The organism is Arthrobacter sp. CAN_A2, assembly GCF_015752045.1.
GTDB lineage: Bacteria > Actinomycetota > Actinomycetes > Actinomycetales > Micrococcaceae > Arthrobacter_D.
Genome location: NZ_JADOUS010000002.1, coordinates 236,629 through 263,149, shown reverse-complemented (window position 1 = coordinate 263,149; position 26,521 = coordinate 236,629). Strand labels below are relative to the sequence as shown.

The 26,521-nt window shown below is 71.8% G+C and carries 15 protein-coding genes; 12 read left to right on the top strand and 3 right to left on the bottom strand.

Annotated elements, in window-relative coordinates; genetic code table 11:
- The first annotated feature begins 62 nt into the window (after window positions 1-62).
- The 12 genes from glmU to sufU all read left to right on the top strand — a co-directional run bounded on the left by glmU (window position 63) and on the right by sufU (window position 23,166).
- A complete protein-coding gene (glmU, locus tag IWX63_RS03395; RefSeq protein WP_334685592.1) occupies window positions 63-1,583 on the top strand; it encodes a bifunctional UDP-N-acetylglucosamine diphosphorylase/glucosamine-1-phosphate N-acetyltransferase GlmU in 1,521 nt (506 codons plus the stop codon).
- Entirely contained in the window at window positions 1,580-2,560 is a 981-nt protein-coding gene (locus tag IWX63_RS03390; RefSeq protein WP_104121083.1) for a ribose-phosphate diphosphokinase, read from the top strand. Before glmU ends, IWX63_RS03390 begins: the two co-directional genes overlap by 4 nt.
- 199 nt (window positions 2,561-2,759) lie before the next feature.
- Window positions 2,760-5,465, top strand: coding sequence for a helix-turn-helix transcriptional regulator (locus IWX63_RS03385; RefSeq protein WP_199276728.1), 2,706 nt, complete (start codon window positions 2,760-2,762; stop codon window positions 5,463-5,465).
- Entirely contained in the window at window positions 5,462-8,146 is a 2,685-nt protein-coding gene (locus IWX63_RS03380; RefSeq protein WP_199276727.1) for a helix-turn-helix transcriptional regulator, read from the top strand. The genes IWX63_RS03385 and IWX63_RS03380 overlap by 4 nt, the downstream gene beginning before the upstream one ends.
- A gap of 527 nt (window positions 8,147-8,673) precedes the next feature.
- Complete coding sequence (locus IWX63_RS03375; RefSeq protein ID WP_199276726.1) at window positions 8,674-9,312, top strand: 50S ribosomal protein L25/general stress protein Ctc; 639 nt, start codon at window positions 8,674-8,676, stop codon at window positions 9,310-9,312.
- A 10-nt stretch (window positions 9,313-9,322) separates the two neighbouring features.
- The gene (gene pth / locus IWX63_RS03370) at window positions 9,323-9,907 is read left to right on the top strand and encodes an aminoacyl-tRNA hydrolase (protein ID WP_334685591.1); all 585 of its coding nucleotides are present in this window, start codon (window positions 9,323-9,325) and stop codon (window positions 9,905-9,907) included.
- A gap of 253 nt (window positions 9,908-10,160) precedes the next feature.
- Window positions 10,161-12,959 (top strand): helix-turn-helix transcriptional regulator, encoded by a 2,799-nt coding sequence (locus IWX63_RS03365; RefSeq protein ID WP_199276724.1) that lies wholly within the window; start codon window positions 10,161-10,163, stop codon window positions 12,957-12,959.
- The gene (locus tag IWX63_RS03360; RefSeq protein WP_199276723.1) at window positions 12,956-15,688 is read left to right on the top strand and encodes a LuxR C-terminal-related transcriptional regulator; all 2,733 of its coding nucleotides are present in this window, start codon (window positions 12,956-12,958) and stop codon (window positions 15,686-15,688) included. Before IWX63_RS03365 ends, IWX63_RS03360 begins: the two co-directional genes overlap by 4 nt.
- A gap of 294 nt (window positions 15,689-15,982) precedes the next feature.
- Window positions 15,983-18,601 carry a helix-turn-helix transcriptional regulator gene (locus IWX63_RS03355; protein ID WP_199276722.1) on the top strand — a complete coding sequence of 873 codons (2,619 nt, stop codon included), beginning with the start codon at window positions 15,983-15,985 and terminating at the stop codon, window positions 18,599-18,601.
- A 17-nt stretch (window positions 18,602-18,618) separates the two neighbouring features.
- Window positions 18,619-21,255, top strand: a complete 2,637-nt coding sequence (locus IWX63_RS03350; protein ID WP_199276721.1) for an AAA family ATPase — start codon at window positions 18,619-18,621, stop codon at window positions 21,253-21,255.
- 142 nt (window positions 21,256-21,397) lie between these two features.
- On the top strand, window positions 21,398-22,717 hold the full coding sequence (locus tag IWX63_RS03345) for an aminotransferase class V-fold PLP-dependent enzyme (RefSeq protein WP_442859090.1): 1,320 nt from the start codon (window positions 21,398-21,400) through the stop codon (window positions 22,715-22,717).
- Window positions 22,714-23,166: a Fe-S cluster assembly sulfur transfer protein SufU gene (sufU, locus tag IWX63_RS03340; RefSeq protein WP_199276719.1), complete on the top strand. Its 453-nt coding sequence runs from the start codon at window positions 22,714-22,716 to the stop codon at window positions 23,164-23,166. The genes IWX63_RS03345 and sufU overlap by 4 nt, the downstream gene beginning before the upstream one ends.
- 26 nt (window positions 23,167-23,192) lie before the next feature.
- Here sufU and IWX63_RS03335 read toward each other — a convergent pair whose 3' ends face one another.
- From IWX63_RS03335 to IWX63_RS03325, 3 genes are read right to left on the bottom strand one after another with little or no spacing between them, the layout of a single operon-like run.
- Window positions 23,193-24,866: a sensor histidine kinase gene (locus IWX63_RS03335; protein ID WP_199276718.1), complete on the bottom strand. Its 1,674-nt coding sequence runs from the start codon at window positions 24,864-24,866 to the stop codon at window positions 23,193-23,195.
- A gap of 9 nt (window positions 24,867-24,875) precedes the next feature.
- A complete protein-coding gene (gene nhaA, locus IWX63_RS03330; RefSeq protein ID WP_199276717.1) occupies window positions 24,876-26,234 on the bottom strand; it encodes a Na+/H+ antiporter NhaA in 1,359 nt (452 codons plus the stop codon).
- A gap of 44 nt (window positions 26,235-26,278) precedes the next feature.
- Entirely contained in the window at window positions 26,279-26,500 is a 222-nt protein-coding gene (locus IWX63_RS03325; RefSeq protein WP_199276716.1) for an SCO4848 family membrane protein, read from the bottom strand.
- Window positions 26,501-26,521 lie beyond the last annotated feature (21 nt).

Sequence of the window (26,521 nt, the reverse complement as noted above, 5' to 3'; positions counted from 1 at the left end):
CGCTGGCCGGATCGGCCAGTCCGCCGCACACGCCGGTCACCTACAGGTAGGAGCGCTTCTTCGTGAGCAACCAGGACGAAACCACGCACCTAGGGGACCCCGACGTCCCGGCAGCCGTCATCGTCCTCGCCGCCGGCGCGGGCACCCGCATGAAGTCGCGGACCCCCAAGATCCTGCACCGGATCGGCGGGGTCTCCATGATCGGCCACGCGCTGCGGGCCGCACGTGCCCTCGAGCCGCGGGAGCTGGCCGTCGTCGTCCGCCACGAACGGGACCGCGTGGCCGAACACATCGGCAGCGTGGATCCGGCCGCCGTCCTGATCGACCAGGACGAGATGCCGGGGACCGGACGCGCCGTCCAGGTGGCGCTCGAGGGCCTCGACGCACGCACCGGGAACCCGGTGAGCGGCACCGTGGTCGTCACCTACGGCGACGTCCCGCTGCTCACCCCTGAGACCCTGCGCCGGCTCGTGACGGTCCACCACGGCGAGGGCAATGCCGTCTCCGTCCTCACCGCGGTCCTCGAGGACCCTACCGGGTACGGGCGCATCCAGCGCCACGAGGAGGACGGCACCGTCCTCGCGATCGTCGAGCACAAGGACGCCTCGCCCGAACAGCGTGCCATCCGCGAGGTCAACTCCGGCATCTACGCCTTCGACGCCGCCGTCCTGCGGCGGGCCCTGACGCAGGTCGATGCCTCCAACGCGCAGGGCGAGATGTACCTCACGGACGTCCTGGCCATCGCCCGGGCCGACGGCGGGCGCGTCGCCGCCGTCGTGCAGGCGGACCGCTGGCAGGTCGAGGGTGCCAACGACCGCGTCCAGCTCGCCGCGCTGGGCGTCGAACTCAACCGCCGCGTCGTCGAGCAGTGGATGCTCGCGGGAGTCACGGTCGTGGACCCGGCCACCACCTGGATCGACGCCACAGTGGTCCTCGAGGAGGACGTCACCATCCTGCCCGGCACGCAGCTCCACGGTGGGACCGTCGTGGCGCGCGACGCCGTCGTCGGCCCGGACACCACGCTCACCGACGTCGTCATCGGCGAGGGTGCGCACGTGGTCCGCACGCACGGCAGCGGCGCGCGCATCGGCGCCGGCGCCAGCGTGGGCCCCTTCACCTACCTGCGCCCGGGCACGGTCCTCGGCGAGGACGGCAAGATCGGCGCGTTCTACGAGACGAAGAACGTGACCGTCGGCCGCGGCTCCAAGCTGTCCCACCTCGGGTACGCGGGCGACGCCGAGATCGGCGAGTACACCAACATCGGCTGCGGCAACATCACCGCCAACTACGACGGCGTGGACAAGCACCGCACGGTCATCGGCTCCCACGTCCGCACCAGCTCGAACACGGTCTTCGTCGCGCCGGTGAGCATGGGCGACGGCGCCTACACGGGAGCCGGCGCCGTGGTCCGGAAGGACGTCCCGGCGGGCGCGCTCGCCGTGACCGACGCGGCCCAGCGGAACATCGACGGCTGGGTGGCCCAGAAGCGTTCCGGCTCAGCATCCGCCACCGCTGCCGCGGGCACCCCCTCCACCGACTCCCCCACGAGCACCCCCACCGAAGAGAAGAGCACCCAGGCATGAGCGAGATCACCGCACACGGCGAGAAGAAGCTGGTCCTGGCCTCGGGGCGCGCGCACCCGGAGCTGGCGGAGGAGATCGCCTCCTGGCTGGGTACCGAGCTGCTGCCGGTCTCGGCCTACGACTTCGCCAACGGCGAGATCTACGTGCGGTCGGGGGAGAGCGTCCGCGGCACGGACGTCTTCGTGATCCAGGCGCACCCGGCCCCCCTGAACAACTGGCTGATGGAACAGCTCATCATGATCGACTCGCTGAAGCGGGCCTCGGCCAAGCGCATCACCGTGGTTTCGCCGTTCTACCCCTACGCCCGCCAGGACAAGAAGGGCCGGGGTCGCGAGCCCATCTCCGCCCGCCTCGTCGCGGACCTCTACAAGACGGCCGGAGCCAACAGGCTCATGTCCGTGGACCTCCACACCTCCCAGATCCAGGGCTTCTTCGACGGCCCCGTGGACCACCTGATGGCCATCCCGCTGCTGGCGGACTACATCCGTTCGAGGGTCGACGCCGACAACGTCACCGTCGTCTCGCCGGACACCGGCCGGGTCCGCGTGGCCGAGCAGTGGGCGGAGCGCCTGGGGGGCGCCCCCCTCGCCTTCGTGCACAAGAGCCGGGACCTGACCGTCCCCAACCAGGCCGTCTCCAAGCAGGTCGTGGGCCAGGTGGAGGGCCGCACCTGCGTGCTGATCGACGACATGATCGACACCGGCGGCACCATCTCCGGGGCGGTCCAGGTGCTCAAGAACGCCGGCGCCAAGGACGTCATCATCGCGGCCACGCATGCGGTATTCTCGGAGCCGGCGTCGCGTCGCCTGGCAGAGTCCGGTGCCCGCGAGGTCGTGGTCACCAACACGCTGCCCATTCCCTCGGAGAAGCGGTTCCCGCAGCTGACCGTGCTGTCGATCGCCCCGCTGATCGCGCGGGCCATCCGCGAGGTGTTCGACGACGGCTCGGTCACCAGCCTGTTCGACGGCAACTCCTGAGCGGGCGCCGCGACGGTCAGGGAGCTACTCGCACTGACAAGTAGTTTCCCAAGCGATTTTAGGTAGTTGCACAGTAGTTTTGTGGGTAAAACTCGAGTAGGTGGAGTGCAACTCCCGTAAGTGCTACTCGTGTAGCTCGTCGCTACTCTTCCTAGGCTCGGAGGCGAACGACCCCCCTTCGAACTTAGGATGTGGTCCCATGGCCGCGAGTGTCCAGGGCCTGTCAGCTGCTCGATCCATCCCGGGCCACGGCCCCGGCACACGCCCGGGCCCGAGCCTCGCACCGGACGACGCGCCTCCTTTCGTCGGTCGCGCGGATGTCCTCGGGGCTGTCGGTGAGGCCCTGACCGCCCCCGGATCGGTCGGCGCCGTCCTCGTGGGGGAGGCGGGCGTGGGCAAGACCGCCGTGGTGCAGCAGGTGCTGTCCTCCAGTGCTGAGACCCTCTACGTCCTCCGCATCCGGGGTTCCAGGGGCTTCCGGCACCAGGCCTACCGGCCGGTCAACTTCCTCCTCTCGGAACTCGAGGCGGACGTCGTCGAGCATCCCGTGATGGTGCTCCGTGCCGTCGCCGACTTCCTGAACCAGCAGGCGCGCGGGCGCCGCGTGGTCCTCGCCGTGGACAACGTCGAGTACCTCGATCCGTCCTCGGCCGCACTGATCGGGCAGCTCGTGCTCGGAGGAACCGCCAGCGTGCTGCTGACGGCGCAGGACTTCGCCGCAGCCGACCCCCAGTTCGCCGGTCTCTGGCGGGACGGCTCCCTGCGCCGCTTCGACCTCGCGCCGTTCGATGCCCTGGAGGCGCGGGCGTTCGTGGCCGCCGAGCTGCAGGGAGCAGTGAGTGCCGAGGCCGCGGCGCTGCTGTACCGCATGAGCGGCGGGAACGCGCGGTTCCTGCAGGCCTCGATCCGGGCGGTCCGCGGACGCAGCGTGGTGCGGCACGGGGACACCTGGGTGCTCCTGCCGGGCAGCACCTTCGTCCCGACCGAGATCGCCGAGGCGGCCCAGCTGATCCTCGAGGAGCTGCCCGCCGGGCAGCAGGAGATCGCCCACGTCGTCGCGCTGGCGGGACGGTTGCCCCTCGCCGTCGCACAGGCCATCACGGGAAGTACCGACCTCGACGCCCTCCAGACCGCGGGCCTGCTCGGGGTGAGGCATGCGGACCAGGAGCTCGTCGAGTTCCACAACCCCGTGATCGCTGCGGGCACGGCCGCGTCCCTCTCCGCGCAGCGTGCCGGCGAGCTGTACGGGCAGTGGGTCGACGGCGCCCGGCTCGGCGACCTGCTCGACCCGGAGCGACATACGGAATGGCTGCTGAAGTGCCAGCGCCCGGTCCCCGCCGGGATCGCCCTCGCCGCAGCGCGGTCGGCCAACAGGGCCGGCCGGTACTGCAACGCCGTCGCGTACGCCGAGCTCGGCGATGAGCACCGCCTGTCGGCCGCCGCCGCCGTCGAGCGCCTCAGGGCACTCACATTCACCGGACGCTTCCAGGACGCCGGCAACACATTGGTGCTCATCGGTCCACTGCTCGACGATGCGCCGGCGACGGACGCGGTGCCACTGCTCCTCACCGGTGTCCTCCTGCGCCACCGGCTCGGGCTGGGCGGTGTGGAGGGAGGCTTCGACGAGGCCGACGAACGGCTGGAATCCGAGGCCGGCCTCGACCCGGAGGAACGCGCCCGGCTCCGGGCGGACGTCGTGATCGCCCGCGCCGAGGTCGCCTCACTGCAGGGCCGGTTCGCCGAGGCGCGGGATCTCGTGCTGTCCCTCCGCTCGGCCGGGGTCCCACTGCGCGCCGAGCAGGGCATCGCGGGTGACATCCTGCTGGGCGAGGCGTGGGCCATGCTGGAGAACCAGCTGGAGGCCCTGCAACTCGCCGATTCGCTGGCGGACCGCCTGCAGGAGCCCGACGTCCCGTCCCGGATCCGGGAACTCGCCTACCTGCGCCTGATCGCGATCTACAGCGCCACGGGCTCCTGGGAGCAGGGCTCACGCAGGCTCCACCTGGCGGACACGGACAGCGCGGCGATGTTCCACAGTTCGGCCGTGCAGCTGGCCCTGGGACTCGTCCGCGGCCGGTACGGGACCCCTGAGGATGCGCTGGCCGTGCTGGCGCCCGCCTTCGATCAACTGCGGGTCGGCGACCCGCAGCGTGTGCTCCCCCTCGCCGCGACGGCCATCGCCTACTGCCACTCGATCACGGACAACATCAGGGCCGCGATCCCGTTCCTGGTGCACGCGGAACCCGCTGCGGGCGATCCCTGGCTGGTGCGCCGGATCGCGTCCCAGCTGCAACTCCTCAGTGTCGGACTGCGTGAGGCGAAACCGGACGCTGCCCGTCAACTGCAGGCCCTTGGGCGGAGCGACAGGGAACGCGGTGCATCCCTGTTCGCGCTGTCCGCGTTCACGAGCGCGGTCCGGCTCGGCAGCAGCGGAGCCCTCGCGGAGGTCTCCGATGTCGCCGCCCGCGTGCAGGGACCCTACGCGCACCTGTGCGAGACGTTCGCGAAGGGTGTGAGCCACCGCGACGCCGAGGTGCTCCTGCAGGCGATGGACCTCGCCGCCGCCGGCGGGGACCAGAACTTCGGGCGGGATGCCGCCCGCTCGGCCCTCCACGCGGCGCGCGCCCTGGGCGACAAGTCGACGGTGCGCGAGGTCCAGCAGCGGGCGCGGCGCGTCCTGGCCGACATGGACGCCAACGGCCCCACCTCCCAGCTCGACTGCCTCACTCCGCGGGAGGCGGAGATCGCCCAACTGGCGGTCGGCGGCCTGATGAACCGGGAGATCGCCGAGGCCATGTGCGTGTCCGTCCGGACGATCGAGGGGCACCTGTACCAGATCTACTCGAAACTGCACGTGTCCTCCCGCTCCCAGCTCGCGGAGCTGTTCCCGGCACCACTCGGATGAGCGTCGACGGCGGGCGGATCCCCCTCGTGGGGGTCCATCGCCCCATCAGTGCCATCGCCCAGACGCTGTCCCATCCCAATCTGCACGGCGCACTCGTGGTGGGCGAATTCGGGACGGGCAAGAGCGCGCTCGCTCGGCGGCTGATGACCGACGTCGACCCGCACCAGACGCGGTTCTTCCTCGTCCGGGCAACGGAGAACCTCGCCGACGTGCCGTACGGGGCACTCGGCCCCTACCTCTCCCACGCGACACCCCAGACGCTCGACTCCTCCCTCTCCGCCCTCCGCGCCCTCGTCGCCTACTTCCGGGCAGCCTCCGAGGGCCGGAACGCTGTCGTCGTCGTCGATGACGCCCACTACCTCGACGACGACAGCAGCCACATCCTGACCCAGCTCGTCATCTCACGCATCATCAAGGTGGTCCTCTTCTCCGACGGCCTGCCGCCGCGGGCCGGAGACCTGTTCTCCCTCTATACGGACGGCTTCATCAGCAGGGTGGACCTCCTCGGGCTCTCCGAAGCGGACGCCGTCACGCTGTGCGAGGCGATCCAGGGCGGGCGTCTGTCCCAGGGGGCCGGCCACTATCTCGCCCGGCAGAGCGCGGGGAACCCGCTGATGCTGCGCGCATTGCTGGACCACGCGGCCACCACCGGCGAGCTCGTGGCGCGCGACGGCGTGTGGTGCCTGTCCGGGCGGTTCCATCCGCCCTCCGCGCCGCTGATGGATCTCGCGAAGACCCTGCTGCAGGAACTCACGGAGCAGGAGCGGACCGCCTACGAGGTCGTCGCGCTCAGCGGCGGCATCCCGCTGGCGCAGCTGACGGTCATCGCGGAGGACACGGTGGCCCAGCAGCTCGTGCGGCGCGGGCTCCTGCGCGCCCCGGGTTCGTCCACCAGCCCGTTCAGGGTGGCGCACCCCATGATGGCGCGCGTCGTCAGAGCGCTCGTCCCCGCCGGGCGTAGCGCGGACCTGCGCCGCCGCGTGTTCGACGACGACGCGGTGCCGCCTGCCGTGGCCGAGGGCATGATCGACTATCTCGACTGGGCCCTCGACTGCGGTGCGGTTGTGCCGCCGGCCGTCCTCCTGAGTGCGGCCCGGACCGCGGCGCACGTCTCCAGCCCGGACTCCGCCCTACGGTTCGCGCGCACTGCGCGGGCGGCGGGGGAGGATTGCGCCGGCGCTGTCGAGGAGGCACGGGTCCGGGTCACCCTCGGGGAATACGCGGTCGCCGTCGACCTGCTGGACCACGTCCTGGCGGGTCCGGCGGGTCCCGTCATCGCGGCAGAGGCCGCCGTCCTGAAGGCACTGGCGTGCGTCCAGCGGGGCGATGATCCGCGCGACATCCACACGATCGCCGACGCGTGCGCCGAACGGCAGGGCGAAGCACATGAGCCGACAGGTCAGACCGAGCCCGCCGGTCAGGCACTGCGGTTGCTCCATCTGTTCGGGTGGATCCTTGAGGGCGAGTTCGAGGCCGCCCACGCCGAAGCGAATGCCCTCGACACCGTGATCCCTCCCGTGGGGATGGAGCCCGGGTCTCCACTGCCGGTGCTCCTGCTGCTTTTCCGCGGTGAGATCGACGCATCGTCCGGCCACTGCGACGCGGCCCTGGCGGAGCTCCGGGCAGCGGTCGATGCGGTGGACCGTTCCAGCGGAGAGCTCGAGTACCTGCGTCCGCGCGTCGTGGCACGGTACGTCAGCGCCCTGATTCATGCAGGGGAGTTCGCCGCCGCCCAGGAGGCGCTCGAGGAGTACCGGCAGCGCACCGTGGTGAGCTTCGACTACCTGGGCGGCCCACTGGCGGCGCTCGAGGCCGTCCTCGAGACGCGCAGGGGCAAGTTCCGCACCGCACTGCACCTCCTCGAGCCGGCCCTCGCGTCCCTCCGGCAGGTGGACTCCGAGATGCTGCTGCCCTATGCGCTGGGCATCGCAGCGTGGGCCGCGCATTCCTTGGGGGAGTCCGGAACGGCGGCGGCCTTCGACAATGAGTTCGAGGCAGTGGCGTCGGTCGGCAGCCGCCCGCTGCTCCTGCTCAGCCGGGCGTTCCTGGCCGCAGCGGGAACTGGGGCGCCCGACGGCGCCGGCGACCTGCGTGGGCTCGAGGCACTGGCCGAGGCGGCGCAGGACGCCTCCTTCCGCTCGTGCGAGAAGGACGTGCTGGAACTGCTCGCGGTGCTCGGCGACACGGCGCGGGCGTGGCGCCTCGCCGAACTCGCCGACCAGTTCGAGGGCTCCGAGGCGCAGGTCCTTTCCCGGTACGCGCATGCCCTGGCCGACCACGACGCCAACGCCCTTCTCGCGGTGGCGGACCGCGCGGAGGGACTCCAGAAGATCCCCATCGCAGCGGAGGCCTCGGCGACGGCCATGCACCTGTTCGAGGAGCAGGGCGACGGCAGGGCCCGGCGCATGGCCCTGCGGGCCGTCCGCCGCCGTCAGTCCCTGCTCGAAGGCGTGCTGCCGCACGAGGAGGGGGACCTGCGCCGCTCCCACGAGCTGACGTCCAGGGAACGGGAGATCGCCAGGCTCGCGGCGAACGGGGCCACGAACCGCGCCATCGCGGAGACGCTCGTCCTGTCCACGCGCACGGTGGAGGGGCACCTGTACCGCATCTACGGCAAACTCGGCATCACCACCCGTGAGGAGCTCGAGGGTGAGATGAACGCGTACGACGACGAGCACTGAGCGCCACGGGCACTCTGCGTAGTCGGCACGCCCTCTTTAAGTGGTGCGCATCAGCAACTCGCGTATGTGTCGCCAAGAACACGAGTATTGAGCACTGGTGAGCGATCTCGATGACCTGCGTAGGGTTGCATTTGTTGAACCGATGAAGCTTCAACTGCAGGGCTTCGGCCCTTACTCGCATGAAGAGCGGGTCCCGGATCGGGGCCAGCGGCAAAGGAGTCTTCCTGAGACCAAGACTCCGTCCCCAGCTGCCGCTGGCCTCTTCCCATTTAAGGAATCATGGAGACGCCCCGCAGGGCCGATGCTCGGCGACAGCCGGCAGTCCTCGGTCCTGTACGATGGAGCCGATGCCTAGGCGAGGGAGCGGGCCGGATTGCACGATATCCGGTCGTACTCCGTGATCGACGGTGGCTAGCGACTCGACTGGTTTCTAGACGACTGCCCCACTCGCGTGTTCCTTCCGCCCCGGCTCTCGTCCCAGTGTTCCCGCAACCGCGCGGGGAGCCGCAATCGTTTCAGGAGAAGCCATGTCCGAGCAGAAGCTCGCAGCACACGTCCGCACCGAATTCGGCAAGGGCTCGGCCCGCCAGGCCCGCCGCGCCAACATGATCCCCGCCGTCGTGTACGGCCACGGCGCGGATCCCATCCACATCCTGCTGCCCGCCAAGGCGACCACCCTGGCTGTCCGCACCCCCAACGCCCTGCTCACCCTGGACATCGACGGCGAGGACCACCTGGCCCTCGTCAAGGACATCCAGCGCAACCAGCTCAAGCGGATCGTCGAGCACCTCGACCTCCTGACCGTGCGCCGCGGCGAGAAGGTCCAGGTGGATGTCGCCATCCACGTCGAAGGCGAGCCCGCCCCCGAGGTCGTCTTCAACCTCGAGGCCAACACGGTCCTCGTCGAGGCCGAAGCCACCCACCTGCCCGAGACCCTCACCGTCAGCATCGAGGGCCACCAGATCGGTGAGCACGTCCACGCCTCGGACATCGTGCTGCCCCAGGGCGTCACGCTCCTCACCGACCCCGAGACCCTCGTGGTCAACCTGATGGCTCCCACCGTCCAGGACCTGGGCGAGACCGAGGAGACCGACGTCGACACCGAGGCCACCGCCGAAGGCGCGACCGCCGGAGATGCCGACGCCGTCGTCAGCGACGAGAAGTAAGCAAGGATCGGTGTCCTCTGACACCTGGCTCGTAGCCGGGCTCGGGAATCCCGGGCCCGGCTACGCGGGCAACCGCCACAATGTGGGCCAGATGGTCCTCGATCTGCTCGCTTCCCGCATGAGCGGCCGCTTCACGTCGTCCAAGGCGCAGGCTGTCACCCTCGAGGGGCGCCTGGGGATCGGCGGCCCTCGCCTGGTCCTGGCGAAGCCGCTCACCTACATGAACATCACGGGCGGCCCGGTCTCCACCCTGGCCCGCTTCCACGACGTGGCGCCGGATCATGTGATCGCCGTGCACGACGAGATCGACATCCCCTTCAACACGCTGAAGCTCAAGCTCGGCGGCGGGGAGGGTGGCCACAACGGCTTGCGCGACATCAGCAAGGCCCTCGGCACCAAGGACTACTACCGGGTGCGCGTGGGCGTGGGACGCCCTCCCGGACGCCAGGATGCCGCGGACTTCGTCCTGAAGGACTTCGGCACCGTGGAGAAGAAGGAGCTGCCGTTCCTGCTCGACGACGCCGCGGACGCCGTCGAACTCCTCATCCGTGACGGCCTGCTCGAAGCCCAGCAGAAATTCCACCCGCAGAAGTAGCCGGCTGCGGAGACGGGGGTCGGGTCGCCGCCGGCTCCGTCTGCGTAGTCCCGGCCCCAGTTTCCGAGTGGTTCTCCGATCCCCGGAGCGGGTTAAACGAGTAGCCCGTTTCCGACCCTCGGTAGGTCCCACTCGTGCTAGCAGCACGCCGTCTTCCTAGTGTGAGTGCAGGTCTTTCGCTGCATTCTCTGGGGAACAGGACGGCACCACTGTGGAGTCTCGAACGCACGCTTTCGTCAGCACGGACTCGCCCTTGTCCGGGACCCCCGCGGCGGGCTCACAGGGAGAGCAGGCCTTCTTCGCGGCGCGGACGGACCTGGTCGACGCCGTGCTGCGGCGCATCACGGCTCCGGACGGGATCGGCGCCGTGCTCCTCGGTGAGGAAGGCAGCGGCAAGACGGCGGTCCTCCGGGCTGTCGCCCACCGCGCCTCCCGAACCCACCACATGGTGCGGATCTGGGCCTCCAAACGCGCGTCCACCGAGCCCTACCGGGCGATCGCCTTCCTGCTCGCGGAGCTCGAGTCCGAGGACACCCAGCATCCGCTGACCATCATCCGGGGTGTCCGTGCACTCCTCGAGGAGCAGGCCGAGGGCCGCCCCGTGATCCTCGCCATCGACAACGCAGCCCACCTCGACGCCGAGTCCGCGATGGTCATCAGCCGGCTCGTGATCGCCGGGACGGCGTCCGTGCTGATCGCCGCCGAATCGCTCCGGACCATGAACACCTCGTTCTCGGACCTGTGGCGCGACGGCGACCTGGAGTGCTTCGACCTCCCCGGCCTGACGCGGCCGCAGATCCGCACCATCGCCGCGGCAGCGCTGGGGGCGCCCGTGTCCGCGGAGGCTGTCGAGCTGCTCGAGCTCTCCAGTGAGGGGAACGCCCGGTACCTCTCCGCCGCCCTCGAGGAAATGCCCCATCAGGGGATCACCCTGCAGGGCGGGGCGTGGGTCGCCACGTCGGACCGGATCGTCGTGTCGTCCGCCGTGATGAACAGTGCCCGGTCCACCCTCGGTGCCCTGCACGAGTGCGAGCAGCGGATCGTGCGGGCGCTCGCGTTCGCCGGTTCGCTTCCCACACTCGCGGTCCGGCAGCTCGCGAGCGGGCCCGACGTGGCGACCGATGCGCCGACCGGTGCGCCGTCCGACGGACCGTCCGATGCGTCGTCGTCAGCGGCGCTCCGGCCGGGAGCGGAGGCGGCCCACCTCGACGCCCTGCAGCCCCTCATCGAGACCGGGACCAGCGGGGGAGCAGGCACCGTGTCCCTGCGCTCGGCGCTGTTCGCGGCCGCTGTCCGCGAACAGACGACGGCGGGGGAGGCGGCGATGCTGCACGCGCTGCTTGTCGGCAGGTCCGCGGTGGTCGATCCCGCCGGACCCGGTCGCCCCGTGGTCGATCCCGCGGGGCTGGACCCGATGCTGCACGCCGACTGGCTGCTCGCCGCAGGCCTCCCGATCCCGGCCGGTCTGTCCCTCGGGGCGGCGCGTCGATGCTCCTTCCTCGGATTCCATCAGCGGGCACTCTTCTGGGCCTCCCTGCATACCGACGAGGACCCGGAACGCCGGCTGGTAGCGGCCGCCGCCGCCCTCGATCTCGGCCACGGCAACCAGGCGGAGGCCCTGCTGGCGCACGACCCGGAGACAATGGCCGGCACGTCCGTCTCCAGTCAGATAGCCCTCCTCCTGCTGCGCAGCCGTACCTCACGACTCACCGGCGGCCTCCCTGCCGTGCGGGTGGCGCTGCTCGACGACGCCGAGGGACACCTCGCCCGCGCGGAGCGGCAGCCCGGGACCGTAGGGCGTCCGGGACGGCAGCTCCTGGAGTGTCGCGGCCACGTGACCCTCGAACGTGCCGAGGACGCCGCGTTCACCGGCGACTACGCCGCGGTCGTCAGGCTCCTGCAGGGCGCAGACCGGACGGGATGGACCCCGGACCACGAGACGCTCGGTGACGGGCTGCTGTGCGAGGCCCTCGCGCTGACGGACCAACAGCTGGCCGCCGCCGAGCTGGCCCTGGTCCTGCAGGGGCGCCTCACCGCGTCCACGACCAGCCGGCGGGTACTCGACGTCACACGCCTGCGCATCGCGGCCGCCCAGTACGCGGCCGGCAGCGCCGACAGCGCGGGTAGCGCGGCGCCCGGCGCCGCGACGGACGCCCGCACATCCCGGCCTGCGGGCGGGCACGACACGGTGCAGGACTTCATCACCGGGGTGGGGGCGGCCCTGCAGGGCCGGCCCGACCGGGCGCGCGCGCTCCTCCTACCGGTGTCACGGCAGCTCGAGCTGCTCGACCCGCATGGTCTCCTCCCGCTTGCGTCGGCGGCGCTCGCCTACAGTCATGCCGCGACCGGTGCAGGGGACGCGGCGATCGGCCACCTGCCCCGTGCACAGGCCGGGCGTCCGACGTCGTGGCTCGCAACCGCCGTGGTCAGCCATCTGTGCGCGGTGTCGGCGGGGCCCCGCGACCCGCGGTCGGAGACCGCAGCACGGCTCCGCCTCCTCGCACAGGCGGCCGAGACACAGGGGGTCTCGCTGCTGGCAATGATGCACCGGCTGGCCGAGGTCCGTTCCGGGAACACCCGGGCCGCCGGGGCCCTGGCCGCTGCGGCCGGTCGCGTCGAGGGAGCCTACGGTGCCGCCTGTGCGCTGTACGCGAAGGCCGTCGGCGCCTCGGACGCGGAGCTGTTCGCCCGGGCGATGGAGAGCGCGGCGCTCGCCGGTGACCGCGGCCTGTCACGGGAATGCGCGGCCCAGGCGCTGCAGACGGCGCAGCTCTCCGGCGGCCGTGGAGTCCTCCGGGACGTCCAGCGGCGGGCCGGCCGGCTCTTCGGGGACACCACGGACATGGAGCTGGGCGCCGCGCTCGAACGCCTCACCCGGCGTGAACGGGAGGTCGCACAGCTCGTCGCCGCGGGGGAGAACAACAGGGCCATCGGCCTGACGATCGGCGTCACCACCCGGACCGTCGAGGGGCACCTCTACCAGATCTTCTCCAAGCTCCACGTGAGCGCCCGCGGCGAACTCGCCGACCTCGTCCAGGTCGGAGCTCGGTGAACTTTCTCCGCACCGACGATCTGCTGCCGTGCCGGCAACCCGTCGTCGACGCGCTGCTCGACGTCCTCCAACGCGATGACGGGCTGGGGGCACTGGTTCTCGGCGAGACCGGCATGGGGAAGACCTGCCTGCTCCGGGCGCTGGAGCGCGCCATCCCCGCCGCCCGTCCCCGACACGTGGTGCGCGCAGCCCGCGCGCTGCACTCGGTGCCCTACGGCGCCCTCGGCGACTTCTTCGCCGGTGTCCCGGCACGGGATTTCACCAGTCCCATCCCGCTCCTGCGCACCGCGCGGCAGCGCCTGCACAGACCCGACGGCGGCGGTGCCTGCGCGGTGCTGGTGGACGACGCGCAGTTCCTCGACGAGGAGAGCACACATGTGCTGACGCAGCTCGTGGTCATGGGGGTGGTCCGGCTGATCGCGTTCGCCGACCACTCCCTCACCCCCTCCTCCGGGCTGCACGGCTTCGCCGGCGAGGGCTACCTGGACCGGGTGCACCTCGAACCGCTCACCGATGCCACGCTGCGCGCCGTGGCGGAGCACGCGCTGAGACCGGCACCGGCGGGTACTGAGCCGCTGGGAACCGGGCCGCTGGGCCACCGGGCCCTCCTGGGCCTCCGGGAGTCCACGGGCGGCAACCCGATGCTGCTCAAGGCGGTCCTCGGACACCTCGCCCCGGACGGCGCGCAGTCCGGGGAGGGCGACGGATGGCACGTCGACCCGGTGCGACCCCGGCCGGCCGGCGCTCTGACCGATCTCGTCGCGTCGATCCTCGCACCGATGCCCGACGCCCAGCGCACAGCCATGGACCTCCTCGCGCTCGGTGGCGCGGTGCCCGCAGCCGACGTCGAGCGCCTGACCGGGAGCGAGGCCGTCCGCACGCTGATCGACCAGCGGTTCGTTGCCGCGCATCCGGCCGACGCCCGCTATCTGACGCTGCGCCACGGCCTGTACGGCGAGGTGATCCGGGCCGTCCTGCCCCTCGGGCGGAAGGCCCTGCTACGCGCACGGCTCTGCGGTCCCGCGTTCGACGTCCCCCCGTACGGGTGCCACCGCCTCCGCCACCTCGAGTGGGCGCTCGATACGGGGGCACCCGTCGAGGCGGCGATGCTCCTCGACGCGGCGAGGGTCGCCACCGGGCTGGGTCGGCTGGCGGCGTCGGAGCAGTTCCTGCACGCCGTCCCCGCAGGGTCCGGGCCCGGCATCGCCGTCGAACGCGCACGCCTGCTCTCCGCGCGGGGCCGTCCGGCGGAGGCCGTGCGGCTGCTCGCCGATCGGGATGCAGGGGCAGGGATCCGTGTGCAGGACGGGTCCGACGACGCCGCGGCCGACGTCGCGCCCGTGCGGGCCGTCGTCGTCGCGCAGGGCACGGCGATGAGGCTGGCCGGCGCACCCGCCTCCGAGGTCGTTGCACTGCTCGAGTCCGTCCGGACAAGCCACGTCGAGCCCGGCACGGCCGACGCCGGGACCACGGTGGGAGCAGACCTGCTGAGGGCGCAGCTCCTCCTCGATCAGGGGAAACCCGCCGCCGTGGACCTGCTCCTGGCGGAGGATCGGTTCCTCGCGGCTGACCCGGAACCCTTCGGGGACCTGCGCGCCGTCGCCCTCGCCCTGCGCGGCGGAGCCCTGGGCCTCCGTGGCCGGGCGGTCGAGGCGGCGCGGTGCACGCAGGCCGCGTTCGACGCCGTCATCGCCGACCCCTATCGGTTCGCCCACGTCGCCGAGGACGTCCTGACCCAGCACGTGCTCGTCCTCGCACAGGCCGGGGCGGCCGATCACGCGCTCGCCGCGCTCGGGCAGGCGGAGACCGCCACGCTGCCCTTCGGCCCGTTGGAGGCCCTGCGGGGCATCGTGCTTCTCCGGCGGGGAGACTTCAGGACCGGCATGCAGGCCCTGGTGCCGGCGCTCGCCCGGTTGCGCAGGGTGGACCGGCAGCTCCTGCTGCCCTACGCCGTCGGGGTGGCCGCCTGGGGGGCGGCGGTCCTCGGGGAGACGGAGCAGGCCACGGCGCTGATCGAGGAGCTCCGGGCGCTACCGCCCCGAGGGCGCCTCGACCTCGGCATCATGGGCCGCGCCTTCGCCGCGGCCGCGGGCTCGCTGGAGTCCCGTGGTCCTCAGCGGCCCACGCGCTTCGCGGCACTGGTCGACGAGGTGCGGCCTCCCGACCTCCGTGCCTGCGAGAAGGACATCCTCGTGCTCGCCGTCCTGCTCGGTGTGGCCGGGGCCACCGAGCGCCTGGCCCTGGTCGCCGCGGACCTGCAGGGGGACGAAGCGCTGATCCTCGCCGGCGTCGCCAGGGCCGCCGGTGCCCGTGACGGCGCCGCGCTCGGGGAGGTCGCCGACCGCGCTGCCGCCGTCGGGCTCCCCCTGATCGCCCTGGAGGCAGCCGCGCGGGCCCGGGACGTCCAGGCGGAGTCCGGTACCCACGCCGACATCCGGACGGCGGCGCGGCGCCTCGGCAGGCACGGCGCGCCCTTCACCGGCACGTCCTTCGAGGTCCCGGGAGGCGCGCGCCGCCTGACGGATCTCACGAGGAGCGAGGACGTCGTAGCGCGCCTGGTCGCCGGTGGGGAGAGCAACCGGGACATCGCGGCGGCCCTCTGCGTCTCCGTGCGCACCGTCGAGGGTCACCTGCACCGCATCTACGTGAAGCTCGGCATCAGCGGACGGGCCGACCTGGTGCGGGAGCTGCAGGGGCTGGGCGTCCAGCCCCTGCAGACCACTACGTAGGCGCCGGCTCTCCCGAGCGGGTACCGCGCGCGGTGCGACGGCGGGTCCGGCGCATCACGAGCGGGTACCGAGGGGCCCATAAAGTACCGGTGCGGGTAGACAACCAAAGGATCTCGCGTATGATTCGGCGAGACCAACGTAGTAGGCGGCGGGCCCTTCCCGAGGCGGGCAGGGGAGCCGAAGCCCAGTCATGCGGTCGATGGGGATGAGCTATGACGGAGCACGCGTACACAGGGGAGCCACCTCGTACGGGCATGCCCCTGCCCGCGCCGTCGTGTGAGCACGGTGCCTTCCATGACTGAGGTGGTGGCGCGCGGCACCTGGCCGCTGGTAGGACGCAGCGCCGAGACGGACCGGGTCACGGACGCCCTCCGCGCCACGGAGTCCTCGGGCGTGCTGCTCGTGGGCGCAGCCGGCCAGGGCAAGACGGCAGTGGCCCGCCACGCCGTGAACGCCCTGTCCTCGAAGCAGCAGATCCTGTACATCCGCGGTTCCAGCCTCGGCGCGCCCATGGCCTACAGTGCGCTGACCGTGCTCCTCGTCGACCTCGATGACGAGGTGGCCCGGAATCCCCTGGTCCTGCTCACCGCACTCCAGACCCTGTTCACCCGCATGCCCGGAGGCCGGCCCGTCGTCGTCGTCGACAACGTGGAGGACCTGGACCCCGAGTCCGCCACGGCCTTGGCGCATCTCGCCTCGACGGAGTCCGTACGGCTGGTGGTCATCACCGAGCAGATACCGTCCACGCCCGAGCCGTTCCTGGAACTCTGGCGGAACCAGGTACTGGTGCGGGTGGATATCGAACCGTTGACGTTCGAACAGACCCGCGACCTGCTCCGGGAGGTCCTCGGCGGGGACGTGTCCCGCGCCCTGGCGGTCGCGATGTGGCGGGCGAGCGACGGCAAGGCCGGCAATCTCCGCACCCTGGTCCCGCTGGCGCTCGAGACCGGACAGATGGGGCGCCGGGACGGGATCTGGACGCAGTCCCACGAGCGGCCCGGGAACGGCGTTCCGGGGGCAGGCATCGGGACGAGCACGCTCGACGCCGCGACCGGCGTCGCGCGGACGGCCCTCGCCCTCCTGTCCGTGCTCGAGGGACTGCCCGTGCGGATGCTCCTCCACCACATCCCCCGGGACGAGGTCGACGCGCTCCAGCAGCGCGGGCTGATCCGCGTGCAGTGGGGCGACGAGCCCACCGCGGTCATCGCGGAGCCTTTCGCCGCAACGTCGTTCAGGACCGCCCTGGCACGCTCGCCGGAGCCGGCGATCCTCGACGCCCTCGACGAGGTCGAACGGTGCGAGGACCTGCCGCCCACCTCCGACGTCGTCCTCACCGAGTGGCTCCTCGACGCGGGCGCCGTGGTCCCGGACCAGCGCCTCCTGCGCGCGGCGAAGCATGCGAACCAGCTCGCGCTTCCCCGCGCGGCGCGCCGCGTCCTGGCTGCGCTCGACGACTGGCGGCAGCACCCGGCCGGCGTCATCGAATACGCCCGCCTGCCCCTCGACCACGCTGACGCCCGTGCCGTCCGTTCCGCCATCGACACGCTCCTGCAGGACCCCGACCTGACCCCGGCCTGCCGGACGGCACTGCGCCTGGAGGACGCGCGCACCAGGCTGCGCCACGCCCCCGTCGACGACGCGCTGCTGGAGCGGCTGCGCCTGTGCGAAGCCGACTGTTCGGCCGTGCAGGGCGAGGACCGCGGGCACCTGGGCGCGGAACTGACCCTCCTGCGCCTCGAACTGGGGCTGCTCGAGGGGCGCTATTCGGACGTCATCCGCGATGCCTCCTGCCTGACCGCCTCGATCCTCGACCCCTCGTCCGCGGCGGTCCGCGCGAAGGGCCTGCTCATGATCGCCCTCGCCGCGACAGGCCGGCACGAGCGCGCCGATGTGCTCGCCGAGGTCCTGGCGCAGAGCCCGTATGCCGCCTCCCATCCCCGCGATCAGGAGGAGGCCCACCGCGGCGCCGTGCTGTCCCTCGCCCTGGCGGGCCGCCTCGACGAGGCACTCGAACGACTGCGCGGCGTCTCCTCCTCGCAGCGCGACATCCAGGACGAAGTATGGGCCGAGGGTCTGGCGGGCATCCTGCTGGCAGGGGCGGGCCGCAGCCGGGAGGCACTCCGGCTGCTCCTGCCGGCGATGGCCGAGCTGGGGATGGAGGACCGGTCGGGGATGCTGCCCGCGGCCGAGGCCGCCGCGGCGTACGCGTACGCGCTGGACGGCCAGGACGACGCCGCCAGGGGCTATCTCGACGACGGGCGGCGCCGGGGCCGGCACAACCGCTGGCCCGCGGGCCGCATGGTCGACTACTTCAGCGTCCTCACGGCGGCCCTGCTCGATGACCAGGAGAGCTCCGCGCAGGCGATGCTGCGCTCCGCGAATGCCGAGCGTGCACTCGGCGGCAAGGGCCTCGAACTCCTCTTCCTCCTGCAGGCGGTGCGTCTCGGGGAGGCCTCGGTCGCCCACCGCCTGCTGGTGCGCTCCGGCGAGCTCCCCGGTCCGCTCGCGCACCTGGGCCACCTCTTCAGCAAGGGGGTCCTCGCGCAGGATCCGGCACTGCTGCTGGAGGCTGCCGAGGCCGCCCTCACCGCCGGCCACCACGACCTCGCCGGCTCCTCCTCCCTGCTCGCCGTCCAGTTGCGCGCGCGCGACGACGACCCCCTGATCTTCGTCCGCGCCGAACAGATCCTCCGGCAGACCTCCGTGGAGCGGCGGCGGTCCCTGACCCGCCAGGCCCTGACGGAGCGCGAACGCGCGGTGGCCAGGATGGTGGCCCGCGGTGCCTCCAACAAGGACATCGCCGCGGCCGAGCACCTGTCGATCCGCACCGCGGAAGGGTATGTGCACCGGGCGATGGCGAAACTGGGCGTCCACAACCGCAAGCAGCTGCGCTCCGTGTTCGCGAAACGATGATGGACGAGGGAGAAGGGATGCAGGTGCTGAGCGGGAGGTCCGTCCTGGTGCAGACGGTCGTCGACGGGCTGGGGGCACCGGATGCGGTGGGCGTCGTGCTCGTGGGAGAGGCCGGCATCGGGAAGACCGCCATCGCACGCGAGGTCGCCCACCAGCTGCAGGACTCCGTCCAGGTCATCCCGGTGAGGGGAGGGGTGGGCCTCCGCCTGATCCCGTACGGGGCGCTGTCCCGCTACCTCGTGGGGCTCTCGCCGGCGGACGCCGGGTCACCATCGGCGGTCCTCCGCCACTTCATGAGGCATATCGCCCCGGAGCTGAGGCACCAGGCCGCACCCGTCATCCTCGTCGACGACGCCCACAACCTGGACAACGAGTCCGCGCTGCTCATCATGCAGCTGGCCACCGCCCGCAAGGTGAAGGTGCTGGCCACGGCACGACAGGTGCCGGGACCGGTGGGGGAGTTCGCCCGCGCCGCGAAGGACGGCCTCCTGGCACACCACCTGGTCGAGCCGCTCACCCTCCCCGACATCCGCGAGCTGTGCGAGCAGGTGCTCGGCGGACCCGTCCTCACCGGCACCGCGCGCATGCTGGCCGTGACCACGCGGGGGAACCCGCTGCTGCTGACCATGCTCCTCGAGCAGTTCAGGGGACAGGGCTACCTCGTCGCCCGGAACGGTGTATGGCGCTCGCAGGGGCCCCGCCCCGCCATCGGTGCCCCGCTGGCCGATCTCCTGCTGCACGGGCTGGGCGAGCGCAGCGGTGCAGAGCTGGCGGCCCTCGAAGCCGTCGCCGTCCAGGGGCGGGTCCCGTTGGCCTCCCTCGAGGCCGAGGTGGAGCGGGGGGTCCTTGCACGGCTGGCGCAGGAGCGGCTGATCGAGGTGGATCCCTCGAACGGACAGTTCGTCTCCCTCCGGCACCCCCTGCACGCCGAGGCGCTGCGCGGCAGCATCACCGCGGCGCGCGCCCTGGACCGTGCAGAGACCGTCCGTGCCGCGCTGCCCGAACCGCCCCGGGACCCGAGCGGACTCGCCGCCTGGGTCGCCTCGGCCCTCAGGACGTCCTCGCCGGTCGGGGACCCCGTGCTGCTCCGGTCCGCGAGGGTGGCGAACCGGCTCCACGATCCGCGTCTTGCTCTGGACGCGCTCAGGGCGGTCCGGGAGCCCTCGCCCACGCCGGCCTACCTGCTCGAAGCGGCGTGGGTGCAGGCGGCCGACGGCAATCGGCAGCTCGCCCGGGTGCTCCTGGACGAGGGGCTCCGGACGGTGGGCGACGCCGCCGTGGCGCGGGACGGGGCCGTGCTCTCCCTGCACCTGCGAAGGTACCTGCAGGAGGGGACGCGCGCGCTGCACGGGGATGTCGAACGCTGGGCCGGGTTGCTGGACGCATCGGTCGACGACGACGGCGGTGACCCGCAGGCACGGGAGGCCGCCCGCGCCGCGGTCCGCCTGCTCCGTACCTCCGTCGAGGTCCTGGGCGGGAACCTGCGCGGGGCAGCGGACCTGGAGGCGGCGCCGGTGGATGCCGGCCTGCCGGCGGAGGTGCGGCTCGGTCATCTCACCCTGCTCGCGCACGCCCTGACCCGGACCGGGAGGCCCCAGGCGGCATCCCGTGCCCTGGAGGAAGCCCAGTCGCTGCTCGAGGAGAGTCCCGAGCACCTGCTGACCTACCGCGAGGCCGTGTCCGGAGAGCACCTGATGTCCCTCATCGGCACCGGCGCCTATGACCACGCCCGCGACCGCTTTCACCGGTGCTACCCGCCCGACGCCGAGAGCACCTTCCTCCTCAGCGGCTGGCTCGACGTCATCGACGGGAGCAGGAGCCTGCAGACCGGCCGCTTCCGCGATGCGCGGGAGCACCTGGTCCTGGCGGTCGAGGCCTTCCGCGACGTCGACGGCCTGCACCTCCTCGAGTGGGTGTCGGGTGCCGCAGCCTACGCCTGCGCACGGGCCGGTGACGGATCGGGCGCCCGGTCCCTGATCGACGCCCACGGGCCGCTCGAGGGCGGGTCCGACGCCGTCGCCCGCCGCATGGGGGATGCCCACGTCGCGGCCGCGCTCGGTCACCTGGGCGAGGAGGGCGCCGTCGAGCGCCTGCGGTCGATCGCCGCACGGGCCGAGGGCCGGTACTCGCTCTTGGTGGTCGCCACCGCACTCGACCATGCGGCGGTGCTGGGGGACAGGACGGCGTTGCGCCCCCTCGCGGAGGTGACTCGGGCGTTCGACGGCGAGGCGGGCCGCTTCCTGCACCGCTTCGCCGCGGCGGCCGCCGCCGGTGACCGCGACGCGCTCGTCACCGAGAGCGAAGCGTCCCGACGGCGGGGCTACCTGCCCCTCGCCGTCCGGTGCCTGGAGGAGGCCGCACTGGCGGGACCGGCCGGAGCGGTGGCCCGGGGCATCGACCGGCAGCTGGCGGCCCTGCGCGCCCAACTCCGCGTGGTGCCGGGAGGCAGTGCGGTGCCGCCGGCGCACGGGGCGCGGCTGACACGCGGGGAGCAGGTGATCGTGAAGCTGGTCGCGGCCGGGCACACCAACCGCGAGATCGCGGAGATCCGCGGCATCTCAACGCGGACCGTCGAAGGACACCTGTACCGTATCTTCGCGAAGCTGGGCATCAGCCGGCGTGAGGTCCTGCAGCAGCCGGACGTTGTCCTGTAGCCGCCGCAGGAGCTCCACCCGCTGCGGGTGGTCCGACTTAGGCAGCACTGGGGTGCCCCGCGCCGCCCGGAGTGGCAGGATTACAGCAGAGAAGCCTTGCGTAATTGACGTGCGGCCCGCTGACTGATCCGAGGAGTCCGAAGTGCCCGTGGTCGACACACCCGTCACGCTCACCCCGTCCGACGCCGGGCTGACCGACGCCGAGGTGCACCGCATCCGCAACGACTTCCCGATCCTCGGCACCGAGGTCGACGGCAAGCCGCTCATCTACCTCGACTCCGGCGCCACCTCCCAGAACCCGGTGAGCGTCATGGAGGCGGAGCAGGAATTCTACGAGCAGCGCAACGCGGCCGTGCATCGCGGGGCCCACACGCTCGCCGTCGACGCCACCGACGCCTATGAGGACGCCCGCACCGCCGTCGCCCGGTTCATCGGCGCCCGCACCGACGAACTGGTCTGGACCTCCAACGCCACCGAGGGCATCAACCTCGTCGCATACGCGATGTCCAACGCGAGCCTCGGACGCGGGGGAGAGGCGGCACGCCGCTTCGCCCTCGGCCCCGGGGACCGGATCGTCGTCACGGAGATGGAACACCACGCCAACCTCATCCCCTGGCAGGAGCTCGCGGCCCGCACGGGCGCCGAGCTCCGCTTCATCCCCGTCGCCGACGACGGCACGCTGCGCCTCGAGGAGGCCGCCGCCGTCATCACGCCGGCCACGAAGCTCGTGGCCTTCTCCCACGCCTCGAACGTCCTCGGCACCATCAATCCCGTGGCCGACCTCGTGCGGCTCGCGCAGGGGGTCGGTGCCCTCACGCTGCTGGACGCCTGCCAGTCCGTGCCGCACCTCCCCGTCGACGTGAAGGCCCTGGACGTCGACTTCCTCGTGTTCTCCGGCCACAAGATGCTCGGACCCACCGGCATCGGTGCGCTCTACGGCCGCGCCGGGCTGCTCAACGCCCTGCCGCCCTTCCTGACGGGCGGCTCGATGATCACCACCGTCACGATGGAGCGCGCCGAGTACCTGCCCTCCCCGAACCGCTTCGAGGCCGGCACCCAGCGCATCTCCCAGGCCATCGCCCTCGGCGCCGCAGCGAACTACCTCGCCGAGACCGGCATGCAGCGTATCGAGGCGTGGGAGACCACGCTGGGTGCGCGCCTCGTGGAGGGACTCGGCGCCATCGAGGGCATCCGCGTCCTCGGCCCGGAGGCCGGCCGCCCCCGCATCGGGCTGGCGTCGTTCGACGTCGACGGCGTGCACGCCCACGACGTCGGGCAGTTCCTCGACGACAAGGGCATCGCGGTCCGCGTGGGCCATCACTGCGCGCAGCCGCTGCACCGCCGCCTCGGGCTCACCGCGACCACCCGGGCGAGCACCTACCTGTACACGACGACGGACGAGGTGGACGCGTTCCTCGACGCCGTCGCACTGGTCCGTCCCTTCTTTGGAGCACACCGATGAGCACGGGCCTCGAACAGCTGTACCAGCAGATCATCCTCGACCACGCCAAGGCGCGGCACGGCTCGCCGCTGCGGGAGTACGATGGCGCGGGCCGCGTGGGCGAGTCCCATCAGCTCAACCCGGTGTGCGGTGACGAGATCACCCTGCGCGCGGGCGTGGCCGACGGCGCCGTGACCTCGGTCAGCTGGGACGGCGCCGGGTGCGCCATCTCCATGGCCTCGGCCTCCGTGCTCACCGACCTGGTGCAGGGACTGCCGAGGGACGAGGTGATCGGCCTCGTGGACAGCTTCCGCGAGGTCATGCGCTCGCGCGGCAGGATCGAGGCGGACGAGGAGGTGCTCGGCGACGCCGCGGCGTTCTCCGGGGTCTCGCGCTTCCCGGCCCGGGTGAAGTGCGCCATGCTGGCGTGGGTCGCCCTCGAGGAATCGCTGCTGGCGGCCAACGCCTGACCGCACGACCAGGACAGGAGACCCTGTCAGGGTGCCGGCTGCGGGATGAGCATGCTGAAGCAGGTCCCCACGCCCGGCTCGCTCGTCACGGTGATGGACCCGCCGTGTTCGCTGACGATGCTCTTGGTGATCAGGAGCCCCAGCCCCACCCCCGGGACCGACGACGAGCGGACCGACGAGGACCTGAAGAACCGGTCGAAGACCTGGTGCAGCTCCTCGGCCTCGATGCCGATCCCGGTGTCCTCCACCTGCACCGTCAGCCCGTCCTCGCCGAGGGTGGCGTCGAGCGTGATGCTGCCGCCGCGCCGGTTGTACTTGACCGCATTGCTGACCAGGTTGTCCACGGCCTGCGCCAGCCGCACGGGGTCGGCCACGGCCGGAAGCCTCGACGGCGCACGGTTCACGAGGCGCACCCCCGCGCGGGCGGCGCGGACGAGGCTCGACGACGTCGCCTCCGCAAGGATCCCGCCGACGTCGGTGGGCACGGGGTGGACCTGGAACGTGCCCGCGTTGATCGCCAGCAGGTCCTCGACCAGCCGCTCCAGGCGCAGGGCGTTGCGTCGCGCCACCGTGATGAAACCGGCCACGTCGTCCGGGAGGTCGTCGCTCCGCTCGGCGGTGAGCTCGAGGTAGCCGAGGATCGAGGTCAGGGGGGTGCGGAACTCGTGGGAGACGTTGGAGAGGAAATCGTCCTTGGCGTGCAGGGCGCGCAGCAGTTCGGTGACGTCGTTGAAGGACACCACGGTCCCCGCGAACGCGCCGTCGTCGTCGTGCATGGACCGTGAGGAGATGCTGAGGGCACGCTGGGACCGCCCCGTGCCCACCCACACCTGTTCGCCGTCGAGGTCCTCGCCGCCGATCGCGCGGAGCACGGGGCGCCGGTCCGGGGGAAGGGGCGTGACCCTGTCCTCGCCGAAGATCAGCAGTTCGGCCTCGGTGGGATCGTCATTGCCCGGGGGCGCCGCGGTGGCGTGGCCCTCCCGCTGCCGGGCGTTCATGAGGACGTCGTCGCCCCGGGCGGAGACCGCCAGCACCCCCACGCTCACGGTGTCCAGGACGGTCCTGAGCAGTCTCTCGCGTGCCCGTCCGGCCTCCACGCTCTCCCGCAGGGCCGCCTGCGAGGCCTGGAGGGCTGCCTGCCGCCGCCGGTTGTCCTTCGTGAGCTCGCTGACGAACCAGGCCAGGCCGGTGAGCATGATCGGGAGCAGGATCGGGTCGATCAGGGTGTCGAGGGTCACCGGCCCGGGCTGGGCGACGAGCGGGAACCAGATGATCGCCAGGGAGGCGAGGACGGTGATGGCGACGGCCGCAGCCGTCCGCACCCGGGAGGCGGCGATCCAGACCACGGGGAAGGCCGCCAGCAGGCCGACGCCGGAGAGGGCATCGCCCGCCGCAGCCCGGGCCAGGCCGATGGCCACGAAGTCCAGGAGCGGCATCAGGATGACCCAGCGGCCGGAGATCCTGGACCACGGCAGGACGCAGCACAGCACCAGGACCACGAGGTTCAGGGCCCACCCCGCGAGGAAGAGGGCTGTCGAGTCGAGGGCGTCGCGCTGGACGAGGCCCAGTCCGACGGTGAGGGTGAAGGTGATCGTGAGGGCGAGCTCGCTGAGGACGATGCGGCGGCGGCGGTTCCGGGACCAGCCCGCGCCGGTGGCGACGAGGTCCACCGCTCTGCGCGGCCAGCCGGAGTCCGTCATGGACCGATCCTAGTTGCCGCGCTCCTCGAAGACGTCCGGGATGCCGTCGGCGTCGGAATCCACCTTCTCCTCCTCGTCGATGCGCCGGTAGTGCTTGTTCCGCGAGCGCAGCACCACGCTCGCGAGGAGCGCCGCCAGGACGGACGCGGTCAGGATGGCGACCTTCGCATGGTCGTCGTGCTCGCTGCCCGCACCGAAGCTGAGGTCGTTCACCAGCAGCGAGACCGTGAAGCCCACGCCGGCGAGGATGCCGACGCCGAGCAGGTCCCACCAGCTCAGCCCGGGGTCGAGGTTGGCGCGGGTCATCTTCGTCACGACGAACGTGGTCAGCAGGACGCCGATGGGCTTGCCGAGCACGAGGCCGAGCACGATCCCGATGAACACCGGATCGGTGACCGCCGAGGCGAACCCTGCGGCGCCGCCGATCGCCACGCCCGCCGAGAAGAAGGCGAAGACCGGGACGGCGAAGCCGGTCGAGAGCGGACGGAAACGGTGTTCGAAGACCTCGGCCAGGCCCGGCTTGTCCGGGCGCGGCAGCATCGTCTTCCCGCCGGATTTGCGCAGCACGGGGACGCAGAAGCCCAGCAGCACGCCTGCGACCGTCGCATGGACCCCGGAGGCGTGCATCAGGGCCCACGTCGCCACACCGAGGGGCAGGAGGATGAGCCAGGGGCCGCGCGTGGTGCTGCCGAAGAACTTGGGTCGGCGCTGGGCGAGGAGCGCGAACAGCCCGAGCGGTAGGAGCATCCAGAGCAGGAAGACGAAACTGACGTCCTCCGAGTAGAAGAACGCGATGATCGCGATCGCGATGAGGTCGTCGACGACGGCGAGCGTGAGCAGGAAGATGCGCAGCGCCCCCGGCAGGTGCGAGCTGATCACCGCGAGGACGGCCAGCGCGAAGGCGATGTCCGTCGCCGTGGGGATGGCCCAGCCGCGCAGGGTGTCCGGGGAGGACAGGTTGACGGCCGCGTAGATGAGCGCGGGCACGACGACCCCGCCGAAGGCTGCGGCCACGGGGACGATCGCCCGGCTGATCCGCCGGAGGTCCCCGGCCACGAACTCCCGCTTGAGCTCCAGCCCGGTGAGGAAGAAGAACACCGCCAGGAGGCCGTCCGACGCCCATTGGCCGACGGAGAGCTGCAGGTGCCACGGCTCGTAGCCGAACTCGAAATCGCGGATGGCGAAGTAGGAGTCGGAGAACGGCGAATTGGCCCAGATGATGGCCAGGGTCGCGGCGATCAGCAGCAGGATGCCGCCCACGGTCTCCTTGCGGAGGATCTCCGTGATGCGCAGGTATTCGGGATAGCTGGAGCGCTGCAGGATCACCGGGTGGGCGCCGGATGCCTTCGGGGACTCGTCGTGGGCCATCAGGTCTCCTGGGTGGGTGCGGGCTACGGCGGAGCGGAGGGTCGCTAGGCGACGAGGGCGCGCACGCCGATGACGGCGGTCGCGGCACCGAGGATCATCGACGTCGAGATGAGCATGAGGTGCACCGTCAGGAACCGCGTGGCGGTACCCTTCTCGTCACGGGCGCGCGGGTCCTTGAGGACGCGCCGCAGGAACGGCGGCCAGACGACGAGCGTCCAGACACCGGCGAGGATCAGGATGAGGGCGAGGGGAGTGGGGAGTTGCATGGCGTGCGTGGATCTCTCGGG

Coding starts and splice junctions, on each gene's coding strand:
- IWX63_RS03390 (WP_104121083.1), top strand. CDS start 1,580: ATGAGCGAGATCACCGCACACGGCGAGAAGAAGCTGGTCCTGGCCTCG.
- IWX63_RS03385 (WP_199276728.1), top strand. CDS start 2,760: ATGGCCGCGAGTGTCCAGGGCCTGTCAGCTGCTCGATCCATCCCGGGC.
- IWX63_RS03380 (WP_199276727.1), top strand. CDS start 5,462: ATGAGCGTCGACGGCGGGCGGATCCCCCTCGTGGGGGTCCATCGCCCC.
- IWX63_RS03375 (WP_199276726.1), top strand. CDS start 8,674: ATGTCCGAGCAGAAGCTCGCAGCACACGTCCGCACCGAATTCGGCAAG.
- IWX63_RS03355 (WP_199276722.1), top strand. CDS start 15,983: ATGACTGAGGTGGTGGCGCGCGGCACCTGGCCGCTGGTAGGACGCAGC.
- IWX63_RS03350 (WP_199276721.1), top strand. CDS start 18,619: ATGCAGGTGCTGAGCGGGAGGTCCGTCCTGGTGCAGACGGTCGTCGAC.
- sufU (WP_199276719.1), top strand. CDS start 22,714: ATGAGCACGGGCCTCGAACAGCTGTACCAGCAGATCATCCTCGACCAC.
- IWX63_RS03335 (WP_199276718.1), bottom strand. CDS start 24,866: ATGACGGACTCCGGCTGGCCGCGCAGAGCGGTGGACCTCGTCGCCACC.
- nhaA (WP_199276717.1), bottom strand. CDS start 26,234: ATGGCCCACGACGAGTCCCCGAAGGCATCCGGCGCCCACCCGGTGATC.
- IWX63_RS03325 (WP_199276716.1), bottom strand. CDS start 26,500: ATGCAACTCCCCACTCCCCTCGCCCTCATCCTGATCCTCGCCGGTGTC.